Source organism: Microbulbifer mixtoriginis (SeqCode), from assembly GCF_052466715.1.
Window position 1 is genome coordinate 1,089,946 of sequence record NZ_CP174288.1, and the last position, 25,804, is coordinate 1,115,749.

21 protein-coding genes are annotated in these 25,804 nt (G+C 51.8%); 17 read left to right on the plus strand and 4 right to left on the minus strand.

The features are described 5' to 3' along the window. Positions 1–24: 24 nt before the first annotated feature. The 3 genes from dnaE to ACJJH9_RS04895 all read left to right on the plus strand — a co-directional run bounded on the left by dnaE (position 25) and on the right by ACJJH9_RS04895 (position 6,177). Entirely contained in the window at positions 25–3,543 is a 3,519-nt protein-coding gene (gene dnaE / locus ACJJH9_RS04885) for a DNA polymerase III subunit alpha (protein WP_444924495.1), read from the plus strand. A gap of 92 nt (positions 3,544–3,635) precedes the next feature. Beyond that, positions 3,636–4,592: an acetyl-CoA carboxylase carboxyltransferase subunit alpha gene (locus ACJJH9_RS04890; protein ID WP_444924496.1), complete on the plus strand. Its 957-nt coding sequence runs from the start codon at positions 3,636–3,638 to the stop codon at positions 4,590–4,592. A gap of 325 nt (positions 4,593–4,917) precedes the next feature. Next, positions 4,918–6,177: a sugar MFS transporter gene (locus tag ACJJH9_RS04895; protein ID WP_444924497.1), complete on the plus strand. Its 1,260-nt coding sequence runs from the start codon at positions 4,918–4,920 to the stop codon at positions 6,175–6,177. 179 nt (positions 6,178–6,356) lie between these two features. Here the strand turns inward: ACJJH9_RS04895 and ACJJH9_RS04900 are convergent, their stop codons facing one another. Next, positions 6,357–7,193 carry a LytR/AlgR family response regulator transcription factor gene (locus tag ACJJH9_RS04900; RefSeq protein ID WP_444924498.1) on the minus strand — a complete coding sequence of 279 codons (837 nt, stop codon included), beginning with the start codon at positions 7,191–7,193 and terminating at the stop codon, positions 6,357–6,359. After that, positions 7,190–8,362 (minus strand): sensor histidine kinase, encoded by a 1,173-nt coding sequence (locus ACJJH9_RS04905; RefSeq protein ID WP_444924499.1) that lies wholly within the window; start codon positions 8,360–8,362, stop codon positions 7,190–7,192. Before ACJJH9_RS04905 ends, ACJJH9_RS04900 begins: the two co-directional genes overlap by 4 nt. Positions 8,363–8,715: 353 nt before the next feature. Here ACJJH9_RS04905 and ACJJH9_RS04910 point away from each other — a divergent pair, with 353 nt between their 5' ends. The 14 genes from ACJJH9_RS04910 (at position 8,716) to rpoS (ending at position 25,044) form a co-directional block, all read left to right on the plus strand. Next, on the plus strand, positions 8,716–10,047 hold the full coding sequence (locus tag ACJJH9_RS04910; RefSeq protein WP_444924500.1) for a sugar MFS transporter: 1,332 nt from the start codon (positions 8,716–8,718) through the stop codon (positions 10,045–10,047). A gap of 303 nt (positions 10,048–10,350) precedes the next feature. Continuing rightward, positions 10,351–12,930: a glycoside hydrolase family 3 protein gene (locus tag ACJJH9_RS04915; protein WP_444924501.1), complete on the plus strand. Its 2,580-nt coding sequence runs from the start codon at positions 10,351–10,353 to the stop codon at positions 12,928–12,930. Between the two features lie 199 nt (positions 12,931–13,129). Continuing rightward, positions 13,130–14,452, plus strand: a complete 1,323-nt coding sequence (gene tilS / locus ACJJH9_RS04920) for a tRNA lysidine(34) synthetase TilS (RefSeq protein WP_444924502.1) — start codon at positions 13,130–13,132, stop codon at positions 14,450–14,452. A gap of 125 nt (positions 14,453–14,577) precedes the next feature. After that, positions 14,578–16,212 carry a CTP synthase gene (gene pyrG / locus ACJJH9_RS04925; protein WP_252085084.1) on the plus strand — a complete coding sequence of 545 codons (1,635 nt, stop codon included), beginning with the start codon at positions 14,578–14,580 and terminating at the stop codon, positions 16,210–16,212. A gap of 55 nt (positions 16,213–16,267) precedes the next feature. Then, positions 16,268–17,113: a 3-deoxy-8-phosphooctulonate synthase gene (gene kdsA / locus ACJJH9_RS04930; RefSeq protein ID WP_444924503.1), complete on the plus strand. Its 846-nt coding sequence runs from the start codon at positions 16,268–16,270 to the stop codon at positions 17,111–17,113. 225 nt (positions 17,114–17,338) lie between these two features. Continuing rightward, entirely contained in the window at positions 17,339–18,625 is a 1,287-nt protein-coding gene (eno, locus tag ACJJH9_RS04935; protein WP_444924504.1) for a phosphopyruvate hydratase, read from the plus strand. Between the two features lie 85 nt (positions 18,626–18,710). Then, the gene (locus tag ACJJH9_RS04940) at positions 18,711–18,998 is read left to right on the plus strand and encodes a septum formation initiator family protein (protein ID WP_252085086.1); all 288 of its coding nucleotides are present in this window, start codon (positions 18,711–18,713) and stop codon (positions 18,996–18,998) included. Next, a complete protein-coding gene (ispD, locus tag ACJJH9_RS04945) occupies positions 18,995–19,714 on the plus strand; it encodes a 2-C-methyl-D-erythritol 4-phosphate cytidylyltransferase (RefSeq protein WP_252085087.1) in 720 nt (239 codons plus the stop codon). Before ACJJH9_RS04940 ends, ispD begins: the two co-directional genes overlap by 4 nt. Next, positions 19,714–20,199, plus strand: coding sequence for a 2-C-methyl-D-erythritol 2,4-cyclodiphosphate synthase (gene ispF, locus ACJJH9_RS04950; RefSeq protein WP_252085088.1), 486 nt, complete (start codon positions 19,714–19,716; stop codon positions 20,197–20,199). Before ispD ends, ispF begins: the two co-directional genes overlap by 1 nt. Further along, the gene (gene truD, locus ACJJH9_RS04955) at positions 20,192–21,154 is read left to right on the plus strand and encodes a tRNA pseudouridine(13) synthase TruD (RefSeq protein WP_444924505.1); all 963 of its coding nucleotides are present in this window, start codon (positions 20,192–20,194) and stop codon (positions 21,152–21,154) included. Before ispF ends, truD begins: the two co-directional genes overlap by 8 nt. Before the next feature lie 48 nt (positions 21,155–21,202). Continuing rightward, positions 21,203–21,874, plus strand: a complete 672-nt coding sequence (locus ACJJH9_RS04960) for a protein-L-isoaspartate(D-aspartate) O-methyltransferase (RefSeq protein WP_444885658.1) — start codon at positions 21,203–21,205, stop codon at positions 21,872–21,874. After that, on the plus strand, positions 21,871–22,833 hold the full coding sequence (locus ACJJH9_RS04965) for a DUF368 domain-containing protein (RefSeq protein WP_444904172.1): 963 nt from the start codon (positions 21,871–21,873) through the stop codon (positions 22,831–22,833). Before ACJJH9_RS04960 ends, ACJJH9_RS04965 begins: the two co-directional genes overlap by 4 nt. Before the next feature lie 194 nt (positions 22,834–23,027). Further along, positions 23,028–23,792, plus strand: a complete 765-nt coding sequence (locus ACJJH9_RS04970; protein WP_444924506.1) for a peptidoglycan DD-metalloendopeptidase family protein — start codon at positions 23,028–23,030, stop codon at positions 23,790–23,792. Between the two features lie 202 nt (positions 23,793–23,994). Then, positions 23,995–25,044, plus strand: coding sequence for an RNA polymerase sigma factor RpoS (gene rpoS / locus ACJJH9_RS04975; RefSeq protein ID WP_252085093.1), 1,050 nt, complete (start codon positions 23,995–23,997; stop codon positions 25,042–25,044). Between the two features lie 115 nt (positions 25,045–25,159). Here rpoS and ACJJH9_RS04980 read toward each other — a convergent pair whose 3' ends face one another. Together ACJJH9_RS04980 and ACJJH9_RS04985 are read right to left on the minus strand one after the other, a co-directional pair. Then, positions 25,160–25,486 carry a YdbL family probable chaperone protein gene (locus ACJJH9_RS04980; protein WP_444885655.1) on the minus strand — a complete coding sequence of 109 codons (327 nt, stop codon included), beginning with the start codon at positions 25,484–25,486 and terminating at the stop codon, positions 25,160–25,162. Between the two features lie 11 nt (positions 25,487–25,497). Beyond that, positions 25,498–25,692, minus strand: coding sequence for a YnbE family lipoprotein (locus tag ACJJH9_RS04985; RefSeq protein ID WP_252085095.1), 195 nt, complete (start codon positions 25,690–25,692; stop codon positions 25,498–25,500). Positions 25,693–25,804 lie beyond the last annotated feature (112 nt).

A 25,804-nucleotide genomic window follows, 5' to 3' on the forward strand; every position in this document is an offset into this window, starting at 1 on the left:
CAGGGCCCGGAACTAAATGCGACTATGACCCAACCCTTTGTCCACCTAAGAATTCACTCAGAATTTTCCCTGATCGATGGCCTTGTAAGAATCAAGCCGGCCATCGCCCGCGCCCAGGAGCTGGAAATGCCGGCCCTGGCGATTACCGACCAGTGCAACCTCTACGGGCAGATTAAATTCTACCGGGCCTGTTTGGGCTCCGGCATCAAGCCGATTACTGCAGCGGATTTTTGGCTCAGCGAAGGCGGTGAGGGTAAGCCGACGCTGATCACGCTCTATGCGATGAACACTGATGGCTACCGCAATATTACCGAGCTGATTTCCCGCGCCTGGATGGAAGGCCAGTACCACGGTAACGCCTATATCAAACGCGAATGGGTTAAGGAGTACAGCGAAGGGGTGCTGATGCTGTCCGGTGCCAAATACGGCGATGTGGGCCGTGCACTGGTAGCGGGGCGCCGTGCCCAGGCAGAGGAGCTGGCACGGGAGTGGGCGGAGTTATTTCCCGGCCGCTACTACCTGGAGTTACAGCGCACCGGTCGCGCCGGCGATGAAGACTATCTGCACTCGGCAGTGGATTTGGCGCAGGCATTAAATTTGCCAGTGGTGGCCACCAACGATGTGCGCTTTATGGAGGAGAGCGAGTTTGAGGCCCACGAGGTGCGCGTGTGTATTCACGAAGGTCGCGCCCTCGATGACCCTCGCCGCGAGCGCCGTTATTCCGCCGAACAGTATTTCCGCACGCCGGAAGAGATGTGGGAACTGTTTGGCGATATCCCCGAAGCCCTGCAAAACACCGTGGAGATTGCCAAGCGCTGTTCGGCGCCAATCCAGCTGGGTAAATACTTCCTGCCGGAATACCCGATTCCCGAGGGTATGACCGAAGACCAGTTCTTCGAAAAGGTCTCTTACGAGGGTATGGAGCGGCGCCTGGAAACTATCCTGGACAAGTCCGCCGCTGACTATGCCGAGCGCCGCCAGGTCTATGAAGACCGCCTGCGCTTTGAGCTGGATATCATTATCCAGATGGGATTCCCCGGTTACTTCCTGATCGTAATGGACTTTATCCAGTGGGCCAAAGACCACGATATACCGGTGGGCCCGGGGCGGGGTTCCGGTGCCGGCTCCCTGGTGGCTTACTCGCTGGACATTACCGATCTGGACCCGCTGCAATACGATCTGCTGTTCGAACGATTCCTGAACCCGGAGCGGGTGTCGATGCCCGACTTCGATATCGACTTCTGTATGGAGAAGCGCGATCGGGTAATTGGCTACGTTGCGGATAACTATGGCCGCCAGGCGGTGAGCCAGATCATTACTTTCGGAACCATGGCCGCGAAGGCGGTGGTGCGAGATGTGGCGCGGGTGCAGGGCAAGTCCTACGGCCTCGCAGACAAGCTGTCGAAGATGATTCCCCCTGATGTAGGTATGACCCTGCAGAAGGCCTTCGATCAGGAAGAGATATTGCGCGAGTTCCTCGAAAGCGATGACGAGGGCCAGGAAATCTGGGAGATGGCCCTGCAGCTCGAAGGGGTGTCTCGTAACGTGGGCAAGCACGCGGGTGGTGTGGTTATCGCCCCCACCAAGCTCACCGACTTTGCGCCGCTCTACTGTGACGAGACCGGCGCGGGTCTGGTAACTCAGTTCGACAAAAACGATGTGGAAGATGCGGGCCTGGTGAAGTTCGACTTCCTCGGCCTGCGGACGCTGACCATCATCGACTGGGCCAAGCGCATGGTGGATGAGACCCGTGCGCGCGAGGGGCTGGAACCTCTGGATATCGCCGCGCTGCCACTGGACGATGATGAAACCTTCAAGATGCTCAAGCGGGCAGAGACCACTGCGGTATTCCAGCTGGAATCCCGGGGGATGAAGGACCTGATCAAGCGCCTACAGCCGGACAACCTGGAAGATATGATCGCCCTGGTGGCTCTGTTCCGTCCGGGTCCGCTGCAATCGGGCATGGTGGATGACTTTATTAACCGTAAGCACGGTCGCGCTCAGGTGGCCTACCCGGATGCCAAATACCAGCACGAGAAACTGCAACCGATCCTGGAGCCCACATACGGCGTGATCGTCTACCAGGAACAGGTGATGCAGATCGCCCAGGAGTTGGCGGGCTATACCCTCGGTGGCGCTGACCTGTTGCGCCGGGCGATGGGTAAAAAGAAACCGGAGGAAATGGCCAAACAGAGGGCCACTTTTGAAAATGGGGCAAAAGAGCAAGGAATTGACCCCGAACTTGCGATTAAGATCTTCGACCTGGTAGAGAAGTTCGCAGGCTATGGTTTTAACAAGTCGCACTCTGCGGCTTACGCACTGGTGTCATACCAGACCGCTTGGCTGAAAGCGCACTATCCCGCCCAGTTTATGGCGGCGACCATGTCTTCGGATATGGATAAGACCGATAAGGTGGTGACCTTTATCGAAGAGTGTCGCGCCATGGAGCTGGTGCTGGTGCCGCCGGATGTGAATCTGGGTAGCTTCCAGTTCTCGGTGGATATCGATAACCGCATTATTTACGGTCTCGGTGCCATCAAGGGCCTGGGTGAGGGGCCGATTGAAAATATTATTGCGGCGCGGGAAGAGGGCGGTCCCTTTACCGATCTGTTCGATTTCTGCTCGCGTGTCGATCCGCGCAAGGTGAATAAGCGCGCACTAGAGGCGCTAGTGCGCTCTGGTGCCTTCGACAGCATTGGGCCGGATACTGGCGGCAGTGATGGCTTGGATTATTCCCGCGCGGTGCTGTTTAACGCGCTGGATGAAGCGGTGAAGGCGGCGGAACAGCAAAAGGCTAATGCCAATGCAGGCATGATGGATTTGTTCGGTGAGGTGGTGCCGCAATCTTCCGATGGTGATGTGTACGAGGACTTCCGTCGCACTCGCTGCTGGAGTATTCGCGAGCGCTTGGAGGGTGAGAAAAACACCCTGGGTCTGTATCTCACCGGCCACCCCATTGACGAATATGCCGGTGAGTTACAACACCTGGTGAAGGCGCGAATCGCCGACTTAAAACCTGGCCGCGAAGCGCAAAAAGTGGCGGGCCTGGTGGTTGCCATGCGGGTGATGAAGACCAAGCGTGGCGATTCCATGGCTATTGTTACCCTGGATGATCGCAGCGGCCGTATTGAGGCGGCCATGTTCAGCGAGGCATTTGGCGAACACCGCGACAAGCTGGCTAAGGATGCGCTGCTGGTACTCGAAGGCCCCGTGGCCAATGACGATTACAGCGGCGGTCTGAAAATGACCGTGAATGGGGTTTCCACCCTGGATGAGCTGCGTCAGAGCCGGGTGACCGGTGTGCGTCTGCAAGTCGATACCGGTGTTGTGGCCCCTGGGTTAGCCAAGCGTCTGGCCTCGTGTTTGCAGCCCTATACCGGTGGCCAGTGCGGGGTCAGTCTGGAAGTGTTGCGCCACGATGCGCGAGGTCTCTACCGCCTGCCTCCACAATGGAATGTGGAGCCGAATGATCAGATGGTTCAGTCCCTGCGGGAGTTGCTGGGGCGTGAGCGGGTGGCACTTCAATACGCTGAGCGGCGTTAAAGTCCACTGGGCTCGACTGGTCGGTTCTGTACAGTTAAGCTATGTCGCTGTGATTGCCCAGAGGCATGGAAAAGAGTTAAGGCGCAGATTTCATGAATTTCAACTTTCTCGAGTTTGAGCAGCCGATTGCAGAGCTGGAAAGCAAAATTAAAGAGTTGCAGCTGGTCGGGGACGACAATGAGCTGAATATCGCCGATGAAGTGACCCGGCTGCGGGATAAGAGCAGAACTCTGACCGAGTCCATCTACGCAGATCTGAGCCCCTGGCAAGTAGTCCAGGTGGCCAGGCATCCGCAGCGCCCTTACTCCAAGGACTATATCGAGCGGCTGTTCACCGATTGGGATGAGCTGCACGGTGATCGCCATTTTGGTGATGACAAGGCAATTATTGCCGGTATCGCACGCTTAAATGGTAAGCCGGTAGCCGTTATCGGTGAAGAGAAGGGCCGAACCGTTAACGAAAAAGTAGCTCGTAACTTCGGTATGCCTAAGCCTGAGGGCTACCGCAAGGCTCTGCGTATTATGGAAATGGCCGAGCGCTTTAAAATGCCGGTGCTGACTTTGATCGATACTCCGGGAGCCTATCCGGGTATCGACAGTGAAGAGCGCGGCATCAGTGAAGCCATCGCCCAGAACCTGGCAGTGATGTCCCGCTTGCGCACACCGATTATTTGCACCGTGATTGGTGAGGGTTCTTCCGGTGGTGCCCTGGCGATTGGTGTCGGCGATCAACTTAATATGCTGCAGTACTCCACCTACTTTGTGATCTCTCCTGAGGGCTGCGCCAATATTATTTGGAAAACCGTAGAAAAGGCTCCGCTGGCGGCCGAGGCTATGGGGGTGACTTCCAGTGTATTGGAAGAGCTGGGTATTGTGGATGAAACCATCCCCGAACCCCTCGGCGGTGCCCACCGCGACCCGGATGCCATGGCGGTGAGCTTGAAGGAGCGCCTTGGTGAGCAGTTGGAGCAATTGAGTGCTATTCCTATCGATGAGTTGCTGGAAAAGCGCTACCAGCGTCTGATGAGCTACGGCAATATTGTTTCTTAATATCCTTAAAATGGGCAGTCCCGATGATGAGGCTGCCCCTTTCTTTCTTTAGAGTCCAGCTTCTTTTTTCGAGGTCTGCTCTATATCTGGCGATTCCCCTTTTTATCGGGCTGGTTGTTCATCTTCTGTTGTTTGCTTACCCGGTGTTTGAAAGCGCCCAAGGCACTTTACGCTGTCCCTATTGCCCCCATTTTTAGCCCCCCTTATCGAAAACCGCTGCGTCGCATCTGTGCCTCCATGGTAGAAAGCAAGAAGAATAACAAGTGTTTAAGTGCTGGCTTGCCATTTAAGGTTTAGTTACGGCAGAAGTTTCTGGGACATAAATATGGCAATTTCGCAAAGTAATACGGCAACGGCTGCTGGACAGTTGCAAGCTGGCGATCAAGCGGGGCAAAAATTTGCGCTAGTAGCTTTGACCTCACTGTTTTTTATGTGGGGTTTTATTACCTGTTTAAACGATATCCTGATTCCCTATCTCAAGGGTATTTTTGAGCTGAACTATGCCCAGGCAATGCTGGTGCAGTTCTGCTTTTTTGGAGCCTATTTTTTAGTTTCCCTGCCGGCGGGTAGCCTGGTGAGTAAAATCGGTTACCAAAAAGGTATCGTGACAGGCCTTACTATTGCGGTGTTGGGTTGCCTACTATTTATTCCCGCGGAGCGTATGGAGGTCTATGGGTTATTCTTGGGGGCTTTGTTTATTCTCGCTTCTGGTATCACTATCTTACAGGTATCGGCAAACCCCTATGTTGCCGCCTTGGGAAATGAGCGCACGGCACCAAGCCGACTAACCTTGACCCAGGGCTTTAATGCACTAGGTACCACCGTAGCCCCACAATTCGGTGCATTATTAATTCTCCCAGCCGCGGGAGTTGCCGTCGGTGCAGTCAGTGCCTCGGTGATCGAAGTGCCCTACCTGATTCTGGCGGCTACCCTAGCCGTGTTGGCTCTGGTTTTTGCGTTTTTGAATCTGCCGTCTATTGTCAGCAATACTTCACAGATCCCATCGGAGATAGGTGAAGCTTCGGCCTGGAATTATCGCCATCTCGTATTAGGGGCGGTAGCGATTTTCGTTTATGTCGGCGCGGAAGTTTCTATCGGCAGTTTCCTGGTGAACTTTATTGCCGAAGACTCCATAGCAGGTCTCGAGGAATCCGAGGCGGCCTTTTATATATCTCTCTATTGGGGGGGGGCCATGGTTGGGCGTTTTGCCGGTGCCTTGATTATGCGCTTTATTTCCGCGGGAAAAGTGCTGGCAATTTGTTCCCTGGGTTCCTGCCTACTTCTGCTTATCACTGTAGCCGGTAGCGGCTACCTGGCAATGTATGCTGTTTTGGCGGTGGGCTTGTGTAACTCCATTATGTTCCCAACAATTTTCAGTTTGGCTCTTGCGAGACTTGGCAAGGCGGCTAGTCAGGGTTCTGGTATCTTGTGCCTAGCTATAGTCGGCGGCGCTATAGTGCCGTTATTACAGGGATTATTGGCGGACCAAGTGGGTATTCAGTTGGCATTTGTGCTGCCTATTTTCTGCTACCTCTATATTCTTTACTACGGTGCCATTGGTCACCGCCCAGACAAACGCTCTTAATTTTTTTCTTCTCTTCTGAGCTCGTTTAGCCGGTATTTTTTTGCCGGCTTTTTTTTTGTAAAGATAGGGGCTCTCTGTATTAACTGGATGGCGTGGATCAGATATTGCTTAGGTTGGTTATTTTGCTGGTATACCGGCGAGTCCCTGCCGGTATTGAGTGGCGTTGAAGGGCAAGCTGTTTAGGAGGCTTCTGAAGCTATGCGTCGGTTGGCTTCGAGAAATTCCTTGATCGGTAGGCGATAGTTACGGCTGACTTTGACTTTAGCGCCGCTCGTTAAGGTGAGAAAGTACTCTCCTTTAGTTAGTACTTTGATGTGTACGATATAGTTGAGATTCACCAGGGTGGAGCGGTGAATACGCTTAAAATTATCCGGGCACAGCTGTTTTTGCAGGTCTTTGATGGTGCTGCGCATAACATGGGTTTCCCCTTTTACATGCACACACATGTAGTCACCGGCGGCATCTATCCACTCGATATCCTGCTGATTGACCATAGTAATACTGCCGCGATCCTTAATCGCCAGGCGATTGTTGATCACTGGGGTGCGAGTCTCAGAGGCTTGTCCCTTGGTTGAACTCATTTCCTCAATAGAGCGCAGCAGCCGGTTTTTTTCTTCCTGGTGGATGTCTTTTTTGCCGGCATGTGCCAATTGCAAGCGCTGGCGCGCGCGATCAAGGGCGGTTTCTAGGCGAGCGTTATCCAGGGGCTTTAAAACATAATCGACAGCGTGAACCTCAAAGGCTTTAAGGGCATATTCGTCGAAAGCGGTGGCGAATATTACCAGTGGCATGGTGTCGGCTTGTAGACGACTGACCACATCAAAGCCATTCATCCCGGGCATTTGCACATCCAGAACCAATAGGTCTGGACTGTATTCAGATACGGCTTGCAACGCCTCGCGCCCATTGCGGCAGCAGGCGGCAATTTCTATATCAGGGAATTCCTCAAACATGCTTTGCAGCAGGCGCAGGGCTAGGGGTTCGTCGTCCACCAGCACGACAGTGAGTTTGTTCATTGGACTTCTCCCTGTGTTTTATTGGTGGGATAAGTGGCTATTTCTAGTGGAATATTGATTCGTATCGACATGCCGCAATCAGGTTTTTCCTGTTGCTCCATACGGTAATTTTGTGGATAGAGGTTGGAAAGTCGCTCCCGTACATTCTTCAGTCCAACACCGGTGGAACTTGCTTGGAAATTTCTCTCGCCGGCGCAGTCTTCCGAACAGCCGGAATCCTGTACCTCCAGCAGTAGGCGCTCACCGGTACTTTTCGCATGAATTCCGATGGTGCCGCCCAGTTCATTGGGGGCGATGGCATATTTTACTGAATTTTCTACCAGTGGTTGTAGCAACATGCTGGGCACCAATGCTTGCCGGGCTGTTTCATCGACATTGAGATCTACAGCCAAACGGTCAGCAAAACGGGTTTTTTCAATCTCCAGATAGAGGAGTGCTGCTTTGACTTCCTGTTCAAGTTCTACTTTTTGCATAGGGCTCTCCTTAAGGGAGAGGCGTAAAAAATCGCTGAGACGTACCACCATTTCGCGTGCTTCATCGGCCTGTTGAAAGCGAATCAGGGCGTTGATGGAATTCAGTGTATTAAACAGAAAATGTGGGTTGAGCTGATAACGCAGCATTTTAAGCTGGGCCTCATTGGCGATGGCCTCTGCCTGGAGCCTGCGCAGCTGCTCGCGCTCGTTGACCGCAGCTACCTCAAGCATTTTCTTGTGCTCACTCTGAAGCAGTATGTGGTATTTAACCCCGCAGTAAAGTGCACTCCAGAAGAGAAAGACAAAGAGGGAGGCATAATACCAGCCGCCGAATTCAGACCAGATGGAGTGCTCCCCGCTCAAGCGGATATAGGCCTCCATGCGCACCAGGGTCCAGATGCCGGAAATCACCGCAACGGCGAGTAGATAGATAACTGTGCGAACGGCCAGTTCAGAGTCCCAAGCGATATCAAAAATGGGTCTCAGGAATACCGAGAGAACAAAAGCCACAGCACACTGGAAAATAGTATTTGCCGGCTCGAAGCTTGGCCACTCAGTGGGTGAATGCCAGAGAGTCAGGGAGAGGAATGTCACCAACAAAATGCCAATCCAGCTGACCAGCTGTAATTTCCAAAACCAGCCGGTCGAAGGAATTTCCGCAGTTGCATTCCAGTATTGACGGGTAGAGTACTGCATGATGTCCCGTATATTTAATTTTGTGAAAATGACGGGAGAGACGCTCATCATCGCGTTCATTATTATCCGGAAGATATTACCTTGGCTTACCGGTGCCCGCCAGTGGGCCTGCACGCTGGGATTCCAGCTTAGCCCTTATTTGGTCCTTTTTGTCGCTTTTCGGGGTGATTAGTCAAGTTACTTTCGGCAATCTGGACCCATAAGACAACTTTCATTGAGTGAAAGTGTTTTTTATTAAGGGTTATAAAAAATTGCACATTTTGTCCTTAATTTTCCGCTGGCGACTCAAAAGCGTTTAGGAAGAACAGTATAATCGCCGAGAAACGAGTTTGAAATTTGGGGATCGGTTTCCAATGCGCCAGATGTTGCCCGATTCGAGTCTTCACTCGAACGAAATGGCTGTTTGTGATTCAGATGCCCAGGCTCAAGAGGGGCGCTCTCCAGGGTATTTAAATCTTGCAGCGTTGACTTCGCTTTTCCTTCTGTGGGGTTTTATCACCGGGCTGAATGATGTTCTGGTGCCACATCTTAAAAATGTTTTTGAGCTGAGTTATACCCGCGCTGTCCTGGTACAGTTTTACTTTTTTGCAGCCTATTTTCTGGTTTCCGTTCCTGCTGGGTTGCTGTTGCGTAGAGTTGGCTACCAGTTGGGGTTGGTCTTTGGTTTATTAGTGGCTTGTGCTGGTTGCCTGGTTTTTATTCCTGCTGCGCGCCTGCAAATCTATGAAGTGTTTTTATTGGGGCTTTTTGTACTGGCTTCTGGTATTACAGTATTGCAGGTATCAGCAAATCCCTATGTTATTGCTTTGGGTAGTGCCAAAACGGCTCCAAGCCGTTTAAACCTAACCCAAGCATTTAACTCTCTGGGAACTACCTTGGCGCCGGTTGCCGGTGGTGCCGTTTTTTTTGCCGCGATTTCAATGGGCGCCGATCCCGATACGGCAACTAGTGTCGATGAATTTCGCGCCAGGGAGGCGGCCCTGGTGGAAAAACCCTATTTCTGGTTGGCAGTAGTGCTGTTGATGATGGTGGCTTTTTTCTCCTGGATTCGCTTGCCGACAATCCCCGAACACCGCCTTTCTCACAGTACAAGCCCGCCCCGCAGTGAGACTTTTTCCATTTGGCGCTTTCCCAGATTGACACTGGGGGCAATTGGTATTTTTGCCTATGTAGGCGCCGAGGTAGCTATAGGAAGTTTCCTGGTTAGCTTTTTTAGTGAATCCTCTGTTGCTGAAATGCAGTTATTTGAAGCGGCAAAGTATGTTTCCTACTACTGGGGTGGCGCTATGGTAGGCCGCTTTGCCGGGGCTCTGCTGCTGCGCTATGTCTCTGCGGGAAAAACACTGGCGGTGTGTTCGCTGGGTTCCGTAGTGCTTATCGTGGTTGCGATGCTCTCCTCTGGTTATCTAGCTGTATGGTCGATTGTCGCTGTGGGGGTTTGCAACTCCATTATGTTTCCAACCATATTCAGCCTGGCGTTGCGAGGTTTGGGTCAGTACACCAGTCAGGGTAGCGGTGTACTGTGCATGGCCATTGTTGGCGGTGCGGTTATTCCTCTGCTACAGGGAGTACTCGCCGATGAAGCGGGTATCCAGATTTCTTTTTTAGTACCGCTGCTGTGCTACTGCTATATCGCTTATTACGGTGCTTTTTCTCCGGCTCTGCGTGGCGCTGCGATAGAGTAGTGGGCAAAGGCAACTGAAACTTTTCTCCAGGCTATTTTTTAAGTAGTCCAGCTAGAAATTGTTTTCCGCTTTATCTGTGATTTAGCCCAATCTATCGGATTTCTATTGGCGCTCCTCGGCAAGTATTGCACTTTGCTCCGTTGATACCGTTGCGTGGAATACCTGAAATCCAATCGGGGCCTTATTGGCTGTGGCTGGAGTATGGGATTTACACTGAAATAATAATATCTGTGTTACTCATTCTGATAGCGATGGAATTGGTAGGACAGAAGGGCTCGCGTGGGAAAACTTTGGGAGTTATCCGTGAAATTTAAAAAACGATTTTCACTGAGCTTAATGCTCTGTGTTTCGGCACTTGTTGGCTGTCAGCCGCAGGGGGAAGAAGTTCCGTCAAAAGAGGATAACTCCCAGATAAGCAGTGGCGGTAGCCTGGAAAACTGGCCGCTACTCGAGCCCGCGTTTCCACGCAGCGAAAAGCTGGAAGCGCGTATTTCCGAAATTATGTCGCGCATGTCTTTGGAAGAGAAGGTGGGGCAAATGATTCAGGCGGAGATCCGCCACGTCACCCCTGAAGATGTTAAGAAATACCATCTGGGCTCTGTGCTAAACGGTGGTGGTGCCTTTCCAAACAACGATAAGTTTGCCACGCCTAAAGATTGGCTCGCGCTTTCCGATGCTTTTTTCAAGGCTTCCATGGACACTTCCGATGGCGGTGTTGCTATTCCCCTGATTTGGGGCTCCGATGCGGTGCACGGTCACAATAATGTTATTGGGGCAACTCTTTTTCCCCACAATATTGGCCTCGGGGCGGCGAAGGATACTGAGCTGATCGAGCGTATTGGTCGCGCGACCGCCCGCGAGGTCGCTGTTACCGGTATCGACTGGACCTTTGCCCCCACTGTGGCGGTAGTGCGGGATGACCGCTGGGGACGCACTTATGAAAGCTATTCTGAAGATCCGGCTGTAGTGGCTGACTATGCGGAAGCCATGGTGAAAGGGTTGCAGGGGGGCAAGAACGAAGTCGATTTTCTTCGCGGGGAAAACCTAGTGGCTACGGCTAAGCATTTTGTCGGTGACGGTGGAACTACACGTGGAATCGACCGCGGGGATAACGCTGTGCCTGAAAAGGAACTGGCAGAAGTACATGCGGCAGGTTACCTGACCGCTTTGCCTGCTGGTGTGCAAACGGTAATGGCTTCTTTTAATAGTTGGAATGATGAGAAGCTGCATGGCCATCAATACTTGCTGACAGATGTCTTGAAGGAGCGTTTGGGTTTCGATGGATTTGTAGTCGGGGACTGGAATGGCCACAGTTTCGTACCGGGTTGCACTCTGGAAAGTTGTGCCGCGGCAATTAATGCTGGTCTGGACATGTTTATGGTGCCTGCGGATTGGAAGGCCCTCTACAACAATACCTTGGCTCAGGCGAAAAGCGGTGAAATCCCCACTGAGCGTTTGAATGATGCGGTGCGCCGCATACTGCGAGTGAAACTTCGCGCCGGCTTGTTCGAGCGTAATATGCCCCTAGCGGGCAAGGCTGGTATTCTCGGTAATGCCGAGCACCGCGCTATCGCCAGAGAGGCAGTGCGGAAGTCTTTGGTGTTAATGAAAAACAATGATCAATTGTTGCCGCTAGCCGCGAAGCAGAATGTTCTAGTCGTCGGCGATGGGGCCGACAACCTCTCCAAACAAAGTGGTGGTTGGACAATATCCTGGCAGGGCACTGGTAATACCCGTGAAGATTTTCCCGGTGCTACTTCCATCTTTGAGGGCATCGCCGCAGCCGTAAAGAGCGTGGGTGGTGAAGCCATACTGAGTGAGGATGGAAGCTTTACCGATGCCAGCTTTGCCAATGGCAAGGCACCCCAGGTGGCTATTGCCATTTATGGTGAAGAACCCTACGCGGAATGGCATGGTGATATCACAAATCTGGAATACCAGCGCGGTAACAAGAAAGATCTGGCACTGTTGAAGAAATTGCGTGAACAGGAAATTCCAGTTGTCAGTGTTTTCCTGTCCGGTCGCCCGCTTTGGGTGAACAGTGAATTAAATGCATCGGATGCTTTTGTGGCCGCTTGGCTGCCGGGGTCTGAGGGTGCCGGTGTGGCCGATGTATTATTCCGAGGTGCCAAAGGTGAGATTCGATACGATTTCACTGGTAAGTTGCCCTTTAGCTGGCCGAGGTACACCAATCAAACGGTTTTGAATCCATACCACGAGCACTACGATCCCCTGTTTGCTTTGGGTTACGGCTTGAGTGTGAATGAGGAATCCCTGGTCAGCAACGACTTGCCTGAGACCAGCGAAAATATGGCTGCGGCTGGACTGGAGGATGCCTGGTTATTGGTTTCCCGTCCGCGCGCTCCCTGGGTATTGAATATTGCCGAGGACGGAGCCAAGGAAGTACCAGTGAATGGCAACCGAGCGGCCAGTGGTGAGGATAACAATATCGTTGTGACCTCGATTGATATGTCCTCTCAAGAAGATGCGCGTTTGATCGAGTGGAAGGGCCTGCGCCCCGGTGCTGTGCAGTTGTCTGCGGAGTATATGCAGAACTTGGACATTTATTTGGAGGAGGGCTCAGCCTTGAGTCTGAATATTCGCGTTGATCAGAAACTGCGTGAACCGTTACAAGCGGCGGTGACCTGTGGAGAGGACTGTATTGCCAGAGTGCCGCTGCAAGTCACTCTGAAAACCATGCCGCTGAATGACTGGACCCCTCTCTCGGTGGACCTGCAATGCTTCGCCAAAGCTGGCGCTGACTTTAGCAAGGTTTTCAGTGCCTTCCGCTTGGAGAGTGAGGGGGCCGCAGCGATAGCCGTAGCCAATGTTCGATTGGTACCCTATGCGGCAGCTTCTGCTGATATTCGCTGTGCGGGTTAGTGATTTTCATCTCTAGCTGTTTTTGGTAATTAAATGCCCGGGTCTGTAAAAATTGAGGTCTGGGCTACACCTCTCTTTTAAGTGGTTGAGTTGCTGAAGAGCTGTAGCTCTGCAATATCCCGCTTCCCGCTCAGAAGTCCATCAACTCAAGTTGCCAGCACCGGTATACTGTGTCGATCTCAGTTTCAGGGTATAGGCAGTGACCTCCAAATCCGCAGCAAACTCTTTACCGCAACTTATAAAGTCTTCGATGCAGCGCCACCCGGCTCTGGGACAGCTATGGGTTGGATTTTCTGGTGGCTTGGATTCCACTGTCTTGCTGCATCTACTCAACCAGAATGGTATCCCCGTTAAGGCAGTGCATGTGCACCACGGCTTAAGTAGTAATGCAGAGTGCTGGCTTGGCCACTGCGAAGCTGTTGCCCGTGAGCTGCAAGTGCCTTTTGTTGCGGTGCGTGTGCAAGTCGATAGAAGCGGTGGTGGGATAGAGCAGGGGGCGCGTAAGGTCCGCTACAAGGCTTTTGATTCGGTGATGTCCTCCGGTGATCAAATTTTGCTCGGTCACCATGGGGATGATCAGGCAGAAACCTTTCTATATAGACTAATGCGGGGAGCGGGCGTCCTTGGGCTTTCGGGTATGGCGGAGAGTCGGCCGTTGGGTGAGGGTAAATCCTTACTTCGTCCTTTGTTGTCAGCGGGGCGCCGTGAGCTGGAAGCCTGGGCCCTTGAACACGGGCTCAGCTGGATTGAGGATGAGAGTAATGCTGATGAGGCTTTTGAGCGCAACTATTTACGCCAACAGGTCATGCCTGTTTTATCCACCCGTTGGTCGGCACGGCAGAGTATTCAGCGGGCTGCAGATAATCTTAGGGAATCTGCATTACTGCTAGAGGAGTTGGCGCTTGCTGACTTGCAGATCTGTGATATCAGGCGAGAGAGGTTAGGAGAGAGCCTCTTTTTAGCGACGTTCATGAATTTAAGTATTGCGCGGCGCAAAAATCTACTGCGCGGTTGGGTGTTGCTGCAGGGTGGTATGGCGCCGGAATCCGTGGTTCTGCAAGAAGCTTTGGCGCAAATTGAGAAAGCGGGTGCGGATGCCCAGGTGGAAGTACGACTGGGTGGGTGTGTAGTGCGACGCTTTCAGCGGCGCCTCTATCTGACCCCTGTCATGGAGCCCTTTTCTACCACCGAAGAAAGCCTTCAATGGGATGGCGTGTCAGCACTACTGTTGCCCAGAGGTGGTGTACTGGAATCGGTGCAGGGTTGGCCTCAGGGGGTATATCAAGTGAAATACCGCCGGGGCGGTGAGCGCGTCCAGCCTCTCGACCGACTTCGCTCCCAGACTCTCAAGAAGGTGTTGCAGGAGAGGGCGTTGGAACCCTGGCTGCGAGACCGGATACCGCTCGTGTATCTGGATGGAGAGCTGGTGGCAGTTGCCGATTTATTCTGCTGTAAGGCGGGCTGCTCCACTTTGCCAGTAGCACCTTCGGTGAAACCGCCCAGCTGGCGGTTTTTCGATTGAGCGGAGAGGGGTTTTCTGCTACCCTGGCGCCCCGTCTCAAAGGCACCGGGAGAAGCTGGATTATCCGCCCGGGCCAGCCCTGTAAGCTCGACATTCATCGAGCGCTCAACTGACCAAGGTTTTGCATGACGCGCTATATTTTTGTAACTGGTGGCGTGGTTTCCTCGTTGGGGAAAGGTATCGCCTCCGCCTCTTTGGCCGCCATTCTCGAGGCCCGCGGCCTCAAGGTTACCATCCTCAAACTGGACCCCTACATCAACGTAGACCCGGGTACCATGAGCCCCTTCCAGCACGGTGAGGTGTATGTCACCGAGGATGGTGCCGAGACTGACCTGGACCTGGGTCACTACGAACGCTTTATCCGTACCCGGATGTCCAAGCGTAACAACTTCACCACCGGCCGTGTGTACGAGACCGTACTGCGCAAAGAGCGCCGTGGTGACTACCTGGGTGGCACCGTACAGGTGATCCCCCATATTACCGATGAGATCAAACGCCGCGTTGTAGAAGGTGGCCGCGATGTCGACGTCGCTATTGTTGAAATCGGTGGCACCGTAGGTGATATCGAATCCCAACCGTTCCTGGAATCTGTGCGTCAGCTGCGTGTGGAAATGGGCACCAACCGCGCCCTGTTGATCCACCTGAGCTATGTGCCCTTTCTTGCCACTGCTGGTGAAACCAAGACCAAGCCGACCCAGCACTCTGTTAAAGAGTTGCGTTCTATCGGCTTGCAGCCGGATATTCTGCTGTGCCGTTCCGAGCGTGAGATCGATGAGGACTCCCGCCGCAAGATTGCACTGTTCACCAATGTTGAAGAGCGCGCTGTTGTACCGCTGCCCGATGCCAAGACCATCTACGGCGTACCGCGTCTTCTGCACAGTTACGGCCTCGACGATATCGTTGTGGAAAAACTGCAGCTGGAATGCCAGGCACCAGACCTTTCCGAGTGGGATGAAGTGGTCGATGGCAAGCTGAACCCCCAGCACGAAGTGAAAATTGCCATGGTTGGCAAATACATGGAGTTGCTGGATGCCTATAAGTCCCTGATCGAGTCCCTGACCCACGCGGGTATCAAGCATCGTTGCAAAGTGGATATCGACTTTATCAACGCTGAAGACGTTGAGGGTGAGAACGGCATTGACCTGATCAAGGATGCCGATGCAATCCTGGTTCCCGGTGGATTTGGTGAGCGCGGTTTAGAGGGCAAGCTTGAATCTGTTCGCTACGCTCGTGAAAACAATATCCCTTACCTGGGCATCTGCCTCGGTTTACAGTCTGTGGTTATCGAGTTCGCGCGCAATGTGCTCGGCCTCGAAGGTGCCAACAGTACTGAATTCAATACTAAAACCCCGCACCCGGTTATCGGCCTGATTACAGAGTGGATCGATAGTGAAGGCAATATCGAGAAGCGCGACGAGCAGTCTGACCTGGGGGGCACCATGCGCTTGGGTGGCCAGGAGTGTCGCTTGGCTAAAGATACCAAGGCTCGCGATATCTACGGCGCAGACGTCATTGTAGAGCGTCACCGCCACCGCTACGAAGTGAACAACAACTACGTTGATCGCCTGCAGCAAGCCGGTTTGAAAATTGGCGGCTGGTCTGCAGACGATACCCTGGTAGAAATGGTTGAATTGCCGAACCATCCCTGGTTCGTTGCTTGCCAGTTCCACCCGGAATTTACTTCAACTCCGCGCGACGGCCACCCGCTGTTCGAAAGCTTTGTTGCCGCCGCAATGAAGCAGCGTGAAAACCAGGGTTAATCAGTAATCCGCCCCCGGTCTCTGTGATTGGGGGTGAGATGACAGGGAGCTGACAGTGAAAACAATTGAAGTCGGAAATATTCAGGTCGCCAACGATAAGCCCTTTGTGCTTTTTGGCGGTATGAATGTACTGGAATCCCGCGACCTGGCGATGCAGGTGGCTGAGCACTATGTAAAAGTCACTGAAAAACTGGGTATTCCCTATGTTTTTAAAGCGTCTTTTGACAAGGCCAATCGCTCTTCCATCAACTCCTATCGCGGACCGGGAATGGAAGAAGGCCTGAAGATTTTTCAGGAAATCAAAGACACTTTTAAGGTCCCCTTGATTACCGATGTCCACGAAGTACACCAGGCTGTTCCGGTTGCCGAAGTCGTGGATATTATCCAGCTGCCGGCCTTCCTGGCCCGCCAGACTGATCTGGTCGCCGCTATGGCAGCGACTGGTGCAGTGATCAACGTCAAAAAGCCCCAGTTTATGAGCCCGCCGCAAGTTAAAAATGTGGTGGAGAAATTTGCTGAGTGCGGCAACGAAAATATTCTTTTGTGCGAGCGCGGTGCCTGCTTTGGCTACGACAACCTGGTTGTCGATATGCTGGGCTTCAGCACCATGATCAATGCCTCCGGCGGTGCGCCGCTGATTTTTGATGTCACCCACTCACTGCAAATGCGCGATCCTTCTGGTGCAGCCTCTGGTGGTCGCCGTGCACAGGTCACTGAGCTGGGCCGAGCAGGTTTGGCTATCGGTATTGCCGGCCTGTTCCTGGAAGCACACCCGAATCCAGATAAGGCATTGTGTGATGGCCCCAGTGCATTGCCACTGGAGAAGCTGGAACCATTCCTCGCACAGATGAAAGCTGTGGATGATTTAATCAAAGGCTTTACGCCTCTGGATACCGAATAAAAGTAAGAAATACATAGCGCGCGCCCTTTTTGGGCGCTTGGTACTTATTCTGTAGCTATTATTTATGGAAGCTACGATTAGAGATTCTCACAAAAACTGTGAGGAAAAGTTTCACAAGAGTAAGAACCCTTAATTGTTGCGTGCAGCTATTGGAAAATTTCTTTCAGTAATTACCTTTTTAATAAGTAACAAGTTTAGTTAGTACTAATACGGAGCCCATTGTTAATGAGCAAGATTGTCGCTGTTAAAGCCTACGAAGTGCTGGATTCCCGCGGTAACCCTACCGTCGAAGCCGATGTAATCCTGGAAGACGGTTCCATTGGTTCCGCTTGCGCTCCTTCTGGTGCCTCCACTGGTTCTCGTGAAGCTCTGGAATTGCGCGATGGCGATAAGAGTCGTTACCTGGGCAAAGGTGTATTAAAGGCTGTTGAGAATATCAACATGACTATCGCCGATCTGTTGAAAGGTATGGATGCTACCGATCAGCGCACCCTGGATAAGGCAATGATCGATGCCGACGGTACTGAAAACAAAGCTAATCTGGGCGCTAATGCTATTTTGGCAGTTTCACTGGCGGCCGCTAAAGCCGCTGCAGCTTCCAAAAAAATCCCCCTGTATCAGCACATTGCTGAGGTAAACGGCACTCCGGGTGAATACTCCATGCCGGTTCCGATGATGAATATCCTCAACGGTGGTGAGCACGCGGATAACAACGTGGATATCCAGGAATTTATGGTTCAGCCCGTTAAAGCTGAATCTTTTGCCGAAGCCCTGCGCCAGGGTGCTGAGATCTTCCACTCCCTGAAAAAAGTACTGTCCAGCAACAGCCTGAACACTGCGGTTGGCGATGAAGGCGGCTTTGCTCCGAACTTGCCATCCAACGAAGCCGCTCTGAAAGTGATTGCTGAAGCGGTAGAAAAGGCCGGTTACACCTTGGGTGATGACATTACCCTGGCTCTGGATTGTGCTTCTTCCGAGTTCTACAAAGATGGCAAGTACGACTTGGCTGGCGAAGGCAAGCAGTTCGACAGCGAAGGTTTCGCCAGCTATTTGGCTGAGTTGTCCGCCAACTATCCGATCCTGTCTATCGAAGACGGTATGGACGAGAGCGATTGGGACGGCTGGAAAATTCTCACCGACAAGATAGGTGAAAAAGTACAGCTGGTAGGCGATGACTTGTTCGTAACCAACACCAAGATACTAAAAGAAGGTATCGAGAAAGGCGTGGGTAACTCTATCCTGATCAAGTTCAACCAGATCGGCTCCCTGTCCGAAACTCTGGACGCGATTAAGATGGCAAAAGATGCAGGCTACACCGCTGTAATCTCTCACCGCTCTGGTGAAACTGAAGACACCACCATTGCTGACCTGGCTGTAGCTACCGCTGCTGGCCAAATCAAAACCGGCTCCCTGTGTCGCTCCGACCGCGTAGCTAAGTACAATCGTCTGCTGCGTATTGAAGCTGAACTGAATGGTTCCGCTCCTTACCGTGGCCGTGCTGAATTCAAATAATCAATATTTGAATCGCACATTGGTATTGCAGAGGGATTCCTCTGCAATACCTATAATACGAACAAGCGAAATATCGTAATCTCGTATGAAATGGCTGCTGGGAATTCTTACCTTTATTCTGCTTGCCACTCAGTATCGTCTCTGGGTTGGTGATGGCAGTCTTGCCGAAGTTACCCGTCTCAAACGACAGCTTGCTCAGCAACAGGAAAAAAATGCAGCTTTAGCGCGGGAAAATCGCCAGTTGTTGAGAGAAGTACGAAGCCTGAAAGTGGGCACTGATGGTGTCGAAGCCAAGGCACGCTATGATTTGGGATTGATTAAGGAAGGGGAAACCCTGTTTATCTTCCTGGACTCGGAAGAGGCTAAAAAGTGATTACAGATTATTGGGTGGTTGTGCCCGCTGCGGGTGTTGGTAAACGCATGGGAGCCGATCGCCCCAAGCAGTATTTACCATTACTGGGGCGCCCTTTATTGTCCCTAACTCTGCGGAATATTTTAAGTTGGCCGGGACTTGCTGGCGTTGTTGTGGCCCTATCAAAGGATGATGAATTTTTCCCGCACTTGAAAGAAGCCTCTCACCCATTAATGCACACTGTAATTGGTGGCGCTGAGCGAGCGGATTCTGTCCTCTCAGCCCTGGAATTTCTTGCTCAACGGGAACATGGCGACACCCCAGTGCTTGTACATGATGCCGCTCGGCCATGTGTTGCAATGGAAGACATTAGTGCATTGTTGCACAGCCAGGTTGCACAGACCGCGCTGCTGGCGCGTCAGGCCAGCGATACTGTAAAGAGAGGGTCTGAGATAAGCGGTGTTCAATGTGTTGAACAAACCCTGGATCGCAAACAGATATGGCTTGCGCAGACCCCTCAGCGAGCGCCTCTTGCGCTACTTCGCTCCTGCCTCAGTCAAGCATTACAGCAAGGTGAAGCTGTTACAGATGAGGCAAGTGCGTTGGAAATTTTTGGTCACTCTCCGCAACTTGTTGAAGGTCGGAGTGACAATATCAAAGTGACCCACCCCACCGATATCGTAATGGCAGAGACCATTTTACGTCTGCGCTACGCTCCCACCGAGGATTATCGATAGTGAGTTTTAGAATTGGCCAGGGCTTTGACGTGCATGCGTTTGGCCCTGGCGATCATGTTGTGCTTGGTGGAGCAAAAATTCCCCATAGCTTTGGTTTAAAAGCCCATTCCGATGGGGACGTGTTATTGCATGCACTTTGCGATGCGCTTCTTGGTGCTTTGGCTCTCGGTGATATCGGTCATCATTTCCCCGATACGGATGAGCGTTTTAGTGGCGCGGATAGTCGCGCCCTTTTACAACATGTTATGACCCTAATTAAGGAAAGGGGATATCGCCTGGTGAATGCTGATACCACTCTCATTGCGCAGGCTCCCAAGATGGCTCCTCATATAGAAACCATGCGCGGCTATATTGCTGCGGATTGCGGTGTGGATATCGCCGATATTAGTGTGAAAGCAACGACTACCGAGAAGCTTGGCTTTACCGGGCGGAGTGAAGGAATTGCGGCCCAGGCCACTGTTTTACTTGAGCGATATGATGTCTGAAGTCTGGAATCTAAATTGGCCCCGCGCTTTGGGTGGGGCGGCAATCTCTGCTGATTTTCGTACTGTTGCGGAAGATTTTGTTGTCGATGAGATGGCTTTTCCCGAACCTACAGAGGACGGGGAGCATGTGTACCTGCATATTAAGAAGCGGGGGGCCAATACTGTCTGGGTGGCAAAACAGCTAGCCAAACTCGCCGGAGTGCGCCCTCTGGATGTCAGCTACTTTGGGTTGAAGGATCGACATGCCGTAACCACGCAGTGGTTTAGTGTTTGGCTCGGACAGAAGCCAGAGGCAGATTGGTCGCAGATCAATAGTGAAGAAGTTTCACTTCTGAGGTTTTTTCGGGGCGGCCGTAAACTACGTCGCGGGGAGCATGTAGGCAATCGATTTAAAATTCGCCTGCGTAATGTAAGCGGTGATCGGGCGGCTGCGGAAGAGGTGCTTAAACAGGTAGGTGGCGGAGTGCCAAATTACTTCGGTGAGCAGCGCTTTGGTATCGATGGCGGCAACCTGGACCTGGCGCGTCACCTGGCGGAAGAAGAGGGACGCTGTCGTAAGAATGAAAAGGCCTTTGCCATGTCGGCTGCGCGCAGTTGGCTGTTTAATCAGGTATTGGCAGAAAGAATCACTCAAGACTGCTGGCAGCAAAGTATTGAGGGTGAGCCACAAAGTGAGCCCAGTGGTCCTTTGTGGGGTCGCGGTAGAAACCTCGCCACAGGTCCTCTAGGCGAATTGGAGCAGCAAGTACTAGAGAAGTGGCTGAGCTGGTGTAACTGGCTGGAACATTGCGGGCTCAAGCAAGAGCGAAGACCACTGGCCCTACGTCCAGAGGCTTTTCGTTTTGAGTGGCAGTCTGATGACCTCCTCTTGGAATTTGCGTTGCCGCCTGGGGCATTCGCAACAGCCTTGCTAAGGGAGGTGGCACAGCTGGTCAATGTGAACTCGGACACATAAAATTTGTGGCTGAAAGCGAGAGTTATACAGGGGATGGAATAAAAGCTTATGGACCGCTTGAGACACGAAGGCTTGGGAATGACCTCCCAGCGAACTCGCAATCGCCTGATCCAACGCTTGAGGGATGAGGGCATTAGCAATGAAGAAGTCCTCGATGTGATGGCTTCGACCCCCAGGCACCTTTTTCTGGATGAAGCCCTGGCGATCCGCGCCTATGAGGATACAGCTCTGCCAATTGGCTATGGCCAGACAATATCCCAACCTTACATTGTTGCCCGCATGACAGAGTTGCTGCTGAGCAGGGCCAAATCCCTGCATAGGGTTTTAGAAGTTGGTACGGGTTCCGGCTACCAAACCGCAATTCTTTCTAGGCTGGTTGAACAACTTTTTTCTGTTGAGCGTGTCGAACCCTTGCTCGATAAGGCCCGCCAGCGTCTTAACGAGTTGGGATATCAGAATATTGAATACAATCTCAGTAGTGGTGGTTTTGGTTGGCCGGAAAAAGGGCCTTATGATGCAATCCTGGCAGCAGCGGCTCCCTCAACGGTTCCCGATGAACTCAAGCAACAGTTGGGACCAAATGGCGTGCTGGTTATTCCTGTGGGTTCGGAGCAACAGCACCTGATGATGATCTCTCGTCGCCAGGATACCGATCAGTTCGATGTGGAAAAGCTAGAAGCAGTGCGGTTTGTGCCGCTGCTTAGTGGTGTGGTTCGATGAAATTTAGAGAGCTCTTTAAGAGCCGGTACCCGGGTGTAGTGCTGCGTGGTATGGGAATGGGTGCTGCAGATGTTGTTCCGGGGGTTTCCGGGGGGACCATTGCTTTTATTACAGGGATCTACCAGGAGTTACTCGACTCTTTGAGCCGGATAGGACCTCACTGTATTACGATAATGCGGGAGGAAGGGCTATCAGCGACTTGGAAGCACATCAATGGCAGCTTCCTGTTATCCCTGTTTTTAGGGGTGTTGATCAGTATCTTCAGCCTGGCGAGGATTATTAGCGGCCTTTTGGAGCAATATCCTATTCTCGTCTGGTCTTTCTTTTTTGGCCTAGTGCTGGCTTCTACCTTCCCTATTCTTCGCAATATCCCCAGGTGGTCTCTTTCGACAGCGGTCTTTCTCTTTCTAGGCATCGCGCTGGCAGTTGTTGTCAGTGAGCTTCGCCCTGGGGACATCCCAGCTACGCCACTTACTTTATTTTTATCTGGAGCATTGGCAATTTGTGCCATGGCTTTGCCCGGAATTTCAGGTGCCTTTATCCTGCTTATGATTGGGATTTATCCCAAGGTGCTCACTGCAGTACATGAGCTGCAATTGTCGAATTTATTGTACTTTGCGGTTGGGGCCGCTCTGGGGTTAATGCTTTTTAGCCGATTGCTTTCCTGGTTGATGCACAAATATGTCGCTCGCACATTGGCTTTTCTTGCAGGGATCTTATTAGGTAGCCTGAAAATAATTTGGCCCTGGAAGCTACCAATCAATGGTGCCGAAACTGTTTCCAGTAAGCTTGCGCCATTACTCGCCAATACATCCCCGTCGAACTTTATGGCCCAGACAGGTGAGAATGCGAATCTGGGGCCTGCGATTATTGCCGCTTTGGTTGCTGCGGTACTGGTTCTCGCGGTGGACTATTTCGGAGGGGGGCATCGAGGTAAATCCTACGCCACACCGCAATAAGATCTGGAATATCTCGGTATGGCAGCTTTTTATGAAGCTTTTCCAATGATTTTTAGAGCTTTTCTTTAGACACTTTTTCCATAAATGCCGTGGTCTGATGTAAAAAGAGAATAATGGAATGTCATCTTTTACGACAAGTTGAGGCCCATTTTTGGCGGAACAATAAGCCTAATATTGGTCATTTTTTGACTTTGATGTTAAAAATATTAGGCGTCTGTGTCGTGGCTATGGCCCTGGTTTCCTGTGCTGGCCACAGAGCACCGAGTAGTTCCCTAAATCAGCCTCCAAGTATCCGTCTCAATCATCATACTGTGAGCCGCGGGGATACCCTGTATTCTATTGCCTGGCGTTACGGTCAGGATTTCCGCAAGCTGGCGGCTATCAATGGCATTAAGCCTCCCTATAATATTTATCCCGGCCAACGCTTACAGTTGAATGGTAAAGTGCCGCGTCAAGTCGCCTCAAGCTCCCCTGTAGCCAGAAAAAAAACTGTGGCTAAGCCTGTGCCCACAAAAAAAGCTATTCCCGCCAAGAATACAAAATCTTTAACGAGAAGCTCTACGCGCCAGAAGCCTCAAAGTAAGCGAACAGGGGCGATTCACTGGCGTTGGCCTGTCCGTGGACAAGTCATCAGTAAGTTCCGCTCTGGAGACCCCTTGCGGAAGGGTGTTGATATCGCCGGTGAAAAGGGAGAATCTGTATCGGCAGCAGCTGATGGCACTGTTATCTACGCTGGCAGTGCACTGAGAGGGTATGGAAAACTGCTGATCGTTAAGCACAGCGATGTTTACTTGAGTGCTTATGCCCACAATCACCGACTGCTGGTGAAAGAGGGTAGTAAGGTCAAAGCTGGACAACGGATAGCGGAACTGGGTTCGAGTGGTACCAACCGCGACAAGCTCCACTTTGAAATACGAAAAAACGGTCAGCCAGTGGACCCTCTCGCGTATCTGCCTTAAGTCGGGAGAGTGCTCTAAAGCTCTGCAAATAAAAATGGACTTTTAACTAATACCACTTGGGGTGGTCACAGCAATCGTGGCGACCAAATGGTCAAGCCGATTCTGTGGCTGTCGCACATGTGTACTTGATTGGTCGTTTTTTAGACCGATTCTGGTCTCATGCTATGCGGTTGATATTGGCAAAGTACAAGGAGCAGGGGAAATGGAAGCACAACGGCAAGACCAGTCCATGACTGGCCAGGCAGAAGACTTTCCTCCTGAGTTGGCGGTAGAGAATGATGAGCAGAAACTAAATTCCGAAAAAGGTAAAAGTAGTGGCCGTACGCGGAGAAATGCGGCAAAAAATAACTCCGTTTCCTCCCCCACAGAGAAGAGTCGGGTTAGCAGGTTGGATGGCGATGGCCATTTACAGAAGAACCTGGATGCCACCCAGCTCTATCTCAATGAAATAGGCTTTTCCCCCCTACTGACCGCTGAAGAAGAGGTTTATTACGCACGCAAGGCCTTGCGTGGTGATGCTGCATCAAGAAAGCGTATGATCGAGAGTAACCTACGCCTTGTTGTAAAAATCGCCCGTCGCTACGTTAGTCGTGGCCTCGCATTGTTAGACCTAATCGAAGAGGGCAACTTGGGGTTAATTCGTGCTGTTGAGAAGTTTGATCCGGAGCGAGGTTTCCGCTTTTCTACTTATGCTACTTGGTGGATACGTCAGACAATAGAACGAGCCATTATGAATCAGACTCGCACTATTCGCCTGCCAATCCATGTAGTAAAAGAGTTAAATGTGTATCTTCGAGCATCTCGTGAGCTTGCACAGAAGCTGGATCACGAGCCATCTGCAGAAGAGATTGCTAACTTGTTAGAGAAGCCTGTAGAGGACGTCGAACGGATGCTGGGGCTCAATGAGAGAGTCACCTCCGTAGATACCCCTATAGGCCCTTCTTCCGAGAAGACGTTGGTTGATACTATACCCGACCAGCAGGAGTCTGATCCGGCAGAACTCCTTCAGGATAGCGACCTTTTCGATAGCATTAATCGCTGGCTTGGTGAGCTTCCCGACAAGCAGTGTGAAGTTGTTTCCAGGCGCTTCGGATTACGTGGATTTGAGGCGAGCACCCTAGAAGAAGTTGGGCGTGAGATTGGTCTCACTCGTGAACGGGTTCGCCAAATCCAAGTTGATGCACTGAAACGTTTAAGGGAAGTGATGGAAAAGCAGGGACTTGACGGGCAATCCCTGTTTGGAAATCTCTAATTTTGGCCCCTAAATAGGGAGGCCCCATGAAAGGTGTGTTTCGTGGGGCTTCCTCAAACTAACTGTGATAGCGATGTAATACGTCACAGTTTCCGTTTTTCTAATCCAAGAGCGCTTATTTTCTCACCCAGCGACCAAGGTTGTCCTGGTAGTACTCCCCACGGGATAGGCGGGCCTCTAGTTTCTCGGCAGCACGTGCCGCAACTTGGGCAATATCGACATTGTGGCTTTTGGCTATCTCGGTATAGGCCTGCTTACGTTCCGCATTTATTTTTTTTACCAGCTTCTCCAGTTCAGGCGAACTGGCGTCCACAATAGCGATATAGCCACTGTTTGCTTCTCCCACTAACCCTTGCTTTTTGGCCTCTTCTAAGGAAATCGCCATTGCGGGTAACGCCATTATCAAGCCCAGAACTAATAGAGCTTTCTTTACCATACTCATATTCTATCTCCTCAGAAAATGCCTTCCTTGTCGTCAAACAGGTTTTCAAGATCCTTGTCCACTTTGACCCGGATTTCATGTTCAATCTTAACATTCAGGTTTACAGTAATTGGCTCGCTGGGGGCCTTCACTGCTACAGTAGGTGTGCAACCTATAGCAATCAAAGTGTACAGTACTCCTAAAAGAATCAGCCGGCTGGCCCTCATCTGATACTCCTTATGGTGCCACTTAGGCGCCTTTTATTTGTTGCATCTTCAGCAGTTACGTCAAAAATCAGGCCAGGTTCGCCAACTGCGTCGGGAGTGACCACATTTGGCA